General features: G+C 61.0%; 5 protein-coding genes. All 5 read left to right on the forward strand.

All coding sequences use genetic code 11. The features are described from left to right. The first annotated feature begins 151 nt into the window (after positions 1-151). On the forward strand, positions 152-823 hold the full coding sequence (locus FJ398_26025; GenBank protein ID MBM3841345.1) for a response regulator: 672 nt from the start codon (positions 152-154) through the stop codon (positions 821-823). A 192-nt stretch (positions 824-1,015) separates the two neighbouring features. Continuing rightward, a complete protein-coding gene (locus tag FJ398_26030) occupies positions 1,016-2,077 on the forward strand; it encodes a HAMP domain-containing protein (GenBank protein MBM3841346.1) in 1,062 nt (353 codons plus the stop codon). Next, positions 2,074-2,466 carry a hypothetical protein gene (locus FJ398_26035; protein ID MBM3841347.1) on the forward strand — a complete coding sequence of 131 codons (393 nt, stop codon included), beginning with the start codon at positions 2,074-2,076 and terminating at the stop codon, positions 2,464-2,466. The genes FJ398_26030 and FJ398_26035 overlap by 4 nt, the downstream gene beginning before the upstream one ends. A 364-nt stretch (positions 2,467-2,830) precedes the next feature. Beyond that, complete coding sequence (locus tag FJ398_26040) at positions 2,831-3,661, forward strand: trypsin-like serine protease (GenBank protein ID MBM3841348.1); 831 nt, start codon at positions 2,831-2,833, stop codon at positions 3,659-3,661. A 233-nt stretch (positions 3,662-3,894) separates the two neighbouring features. Then, positions 3,895-4,966 (forward strand): hypothetical protein (locus tag FJ398_26045; GenBank protein ID MBM3841349.1); only part of this gene is annotated, 1,072 nt, incomplete at its 3' end.

Consider the following 4,966-nt stretch of genomic DNA (forward strand, 5'->3'; position numbering starts at 1 on the left):
TTCTTTTTCGCCAGACTTCGTTGCTTGCTCCTTACAGATCCACTTCGGGATATGCTCGTCGCTCGCGCCTCGTCTGGCCGAAAAATCCCTTGCCGCGAACGTGAGCGTATTTATGAAATGGACCACTAAGCCAACGATTCGGCTTCTGCCTATGCGCGTTTTGATCGTTGAAGATGAGCGCAAGACCGCGACTTACCTCAGCAAAGGCCTTTCCGAAAGCGGTTTTGTGGTGGACCTGGCCGGCCAGGGCGAGGACGGTTTGCACCTGGCACTCACCCAAGATTACGACGCGATCGTTCTCGATGTAATGTTGCCGGCGCGTGACGGTTGGTCGGTCCTGGGCGCAATTCGCAAGGAGGGCAAGCAAACTCCGGTTTTGTTCCTCACGGCCCGTGACACGGTGCCCGATCGCGTCCGAGGCCTCGAACTTGGGGCCGATGATTACCTGGTCAAGCCGTTCGCGTTCTCCGAATTGCTCGCGCGAATCCGTTCGATCTTGCGCCGCGGACCGAGCCGCCAGCCCGAAGTGCTGCACGTGGCGGATCTGGAACTCGATTTGATCCGCCACAAAGCGGCGCGCGCCGGCCTGCGCCTCGATCTGACGCCCAAGGAGTTTGCGTTGCTGTCGCTGCTGGCCCGGCGGAAAGGCGAAGTCCTGTCGCGCACGCTGATTGCCGAGCAGGTCTGGGACATGCACTTCGACAGCGACACCAATGTCGTGGACGTGGCCGTGCGCCGGCTCCGCCGGAAAGCGGACGATCCTTTCTCCCGCAGGCTGATTCACACCGAACGCGGTCTGGGCTATGTGCTCGAAGAACGGTAGTCAGGAGGTCTGAGGACGTGTTTTCAAAAATGTCTTATGGGTGGAACAGGCCACTGGCCTGTTGCGGCGGGCTACCAGCCGCCGCATTTTTCGGCGGCAAGTTGCCGCCGAAGACGGGCTGGTAGCCCGTTCCACCCATTTTTAGAACACGATCTGAGAGATATTTTTGAATGATTTCAAAGTCAGCGTTTGATGCCACCTATCCTCCAGAAGAACCCAATCCGCGTCTGGTCCATCACCCGGCGGTTGACGCTGCTCTACGTGGCTTCCACCGCCGCGCTGCTGGTGCTGGCCGCCGGCTTTCTCTACTGGACGCTCACGCGAAACCTGGAACATACGCGCCACGCGCTACTGGCCAGCAAAATCGAAGTGCTGCGCCGTTTGCTGCGCGAACCGGACAAGGCGCAAGCTCTGGCCAGTGAAGTGGAGCACGAGGCTTCCGAAAGCCATCCGCTCCGATATTTCCTTCGCATTCTGGACGGCCAGGGACGCGTCGCAATCGAGACGCCGGGCATGAACGGCCTGGCGGCGGTTGATCTTTTTCCGGCACCGGCAGAAACCGCGGCGGCGCCGCTTCGCAACATCGTGCAGAAATCGCTGGCCGGCCGCTCCTTCCTTCTGTTGTCCGTGTCTGCCACGGCCGGCGCGGCCGGTGAAGAAAGGCGGACCGTCCAAATCGCGCTCGAAACCACTGCCGGGACGGCGCTGTTGCTGGACTATCGCAACAAAATCCTGATCGTGCTCGGCCTGGGGGTAATCTTTGCCGCGGTCGCGGGAGTTTGGATCACACGAAAGGGCATGCGTCCGCTGGTCGAGATCACGCAGACCGCCCGGCACATTACGGCCAGCCAATTGCATGAGCGGATCGCGCCGTCGCGCTGGCCGGCAGAACTGGCTGAACTCGCCGGAGCGTTCGACGCCATGTTGGACCGGCTCGAAGATTCTTTCACCCGGCTCTCGCAATTCTCGGCGGATTTGGCGCACGCGTTGCGTTCGCCCATCAACAATTTGCGCGGTGAAGTCGAGGTGGCGCTGGCTCGCTCCCGCACGCCCGAGGAGTACAGGCAAATCCTGGCCTCAAGTCTCGAAGAGTATGAACGGCTGTCCCGAATGATCGACGGGTTGCTCTTCCTGGGGCCCGCGCCGATGATCCGAAAGCGGCGGTGCGGCGAATCCGGTTCGATGCCCGAAAAGAAATCGACGCCGTCCGGGAATTCTACGAAGCGCTGGCGAGAGAACAGGAAACCGAGGTGACCTGTGTGGGCAACGGCTGGTTGTTCGGTGACCCGATGCTCTTCCGGCGCGCCGTGAGCAACTTGCTCGCGAACGCCCTCCGGCACACGCCGCCCCGAGGAAACATCCGAATCTCACTTCGTTCCCCTGGCGACGACGGAATCGAACTCAGCGTCAGCGACACCGGCGCCGGCATCGCTCCGGAGCATCTTCCGAAAATCTTCGATCGCTTTTATCGCGGCGACCAGCCGGATTCTCACATCCCGGGCGGGAGCGGATTGGGACTGGCGATCGTGCAGTCGATCATGCGCCTGCACGCCGGCACAGCCAGCGCACAGAGTGACGTTGGGCGCGGAACGACTGTGACCCTGAAGTTTCCAGCCGGCCTGAATGCGGCGTCCTCGAGTTAAACGGGAGGAAACAGAGGCAACGGAGCAGAACCCCGTTTTCCTCGCTGTTTCAATGGCTGCCGCTCTCAGTTCATTCCCGGCCGATTGACCGGCGTTCACTGCCTTTCCCTTCCGCACGAACCCACCCCTTCACCCCTCTCAGCGTTGAAAGAGGCTGGGCTATTGTCGATTCTTTCCCAGACGAGAGGCTACCCTTGTCAATGGCGCCGCCCGCAATTAAGATTTCAGCATGTTCGATCGAGTCATCCTTTTTGGCGCGCTGATGCTGGCGGAGCTTTCCGCCATTGGCGCAGACGTTCTTCAACTCCGCGACCAGGCGGCCATCAACGGCCGAATTCTGGTCGAGAAACCGGACCAGGTCGCAGTGGACATTGGTTACACCGTGCTCGTCGTGCCCCGCAACCACATCGTGGCCATCACCCGGTCGGACGCCGCGAAATCGGGGAAAGACGAAGGGGAAGCCGCGGCTTCTTCTCCGGAGGCGAAAGCGGCTCTGTTTCACGCCGCCGGAGGTTACAAGCAGGAACGAAGCGTGCGCGAACTGGTCAAGCTGCTCGGCGAAAGTGTCGTGCAGGTCAGGACACCGGGCGGGTTGGGTTCCGGCTTCGTCCTCAACGAGGAAGGCTACCTGATCACGAATTTCCACGTCATCGAAAGCGAGACCCAGATTTCGGTCGAGGTCTATCATCAGAAAGAAGGCCAGTTCGAGCGCAAGACCTACAAAGAAGTCCGCATCGTGGCCATGAACAAGTTTGAAGACCTGGCCTTGCTTAAGATCGACGACAAGGAGGCGCCGAAGTTCGCTTTCGTGGCGCTGGGCGATTCCGACGTCATGGCCGTGGGCGACCGCGTTTTCGCCATCGGCAGCCCGCTGGGTTTGGAACGCACGGTGACCGAAGGCATCTTGAGCACGAAAACGCGGCAACTCCAGGGCGAGCTTTACTTGCAGACGACCGCGCAGATCAACCCCGGCAACAGCGGCGGTCCGCTGTTCAACTTGCGCGGAGAAGTCGTGGGCGTGACGAACATGAAGATGACGTTTGGCGAAGGGCTGGGGTTTGCGATCCCGGTGGAAGCCGTAAAGTTTTTCCTGAGCCATCGCGACGCCTTTGCCTACGACAACGACAACCCCAGCAGCCCCTACCGCTATCTGGAGCCGCCCAGCCGCGTGAAGAAAGCGATTTCGGAGCCCTGATCGTGGCGGTTCCGGTGGTGGACATTCTGCGTGTCTGGATACCGCGTTCCCCCTCACCCCAGCCCTCTCCTTTGGGGAGAGGGGGCGTTGCTCGCCGCATTTCGAGGAATCGATCCCGCGAGGCTACTCCAAGCGCGGGATGCCAAATCCCCTCTCCCTGAGGGAGAGGGCCAGGGTGAGGGGGAACGCCAGGCTCCAAACCCAACGCGCGACGCTCAAACCGGACCGCCATAATGCTCGATGTCGAACAACTGCTCTTGGGGTTGCTCGCGGTGTGCGCGCTGGCGCCGCTGCTGCTCAAATTGCGGCGCTTCCGGCCGTGGATTGGCACTTTCGCCCTGCTAAGCCTGGTGCTGAGCGGAGGCGCAACCCTGGCGTGGCACGGACAACGGACCCGCAAGGCCGCCGCCGAAGCTGAGTTCAGCAAATCGATTCCCCGGGAAGGCCGTCCGGACGGCTATGTTTCCTCCGACCAATGCCAGGCGTGCCATCCCCACGAGTATTCCTCCTGGCATCAATCCTATCATCGCACGATGACTCAGGTGGCCGGTCCCGAATCGGTGCAGGCCAACTTCGACAACGTCCGGCTGGAATGGAACGGCGACACTTACGTGCTCGAGAGGCGCGGAGATGAATTCTGGGCCGAAATGCCCGATCCGGATTGGGCCTACGATCCGCAGAATGTCGCCAGAGCGAAACAAGGAATTCCATCCAAACCGCCGCGCGTCTGGAAGCGAATCGGCCTGCTGACCGGCTCGCATCACATGCAGATTTTCTGGACCCCGAGCCGATTCGGAAATCTGCAAACCATTTTCCCGTTTGCCTGGCTGATCGCGGACCAGCGTTGGGCGCCGGTGCGCGATACCTTTCTGCGCGACCCCAAGATTCCGCCCAGTTCCCACATCTGGAACGTGAACTGTCTCAAATGCCACGCGACGGGCGGCCAGCCTCAGCAACATCCGGTCACCAAACTCCTGGACACCCGCGTGGGCGAACTGGGCATCGCTTGCGAAGCTTGCCATGGACCCGCTGAGGATCATGTTCGCGCGAACCTTCGCCCGTGGCACCGATATCAGCAGCACTTCGCCACCCACTCCGATCCGACCGTGGTGAATCCTTCGCAGAAGAACAAAGAGATTTCCTCGCACGTCTGCGGCCAGTGTCATGGCATCAAATGGATTCCGCAGACGGAGAACTTTTCCCAGAACGGCTTCCGTTTTCGCCCCGGCGACAATCTTAACGACTCCACGCCGATTGTTCGGCCTTCGCGGCTCGACCTCTCGCCCTGGCTTCGGGAACCGCTTC

The organism is Verrucomicrobiota bacterium (genome assembly GCA_016871535.1).
Lineage (GTDB): Bacteria > Verrucomicrobiota > Verrucomicrobiia > Limisphaerales > SIBE01 > VHCZ01.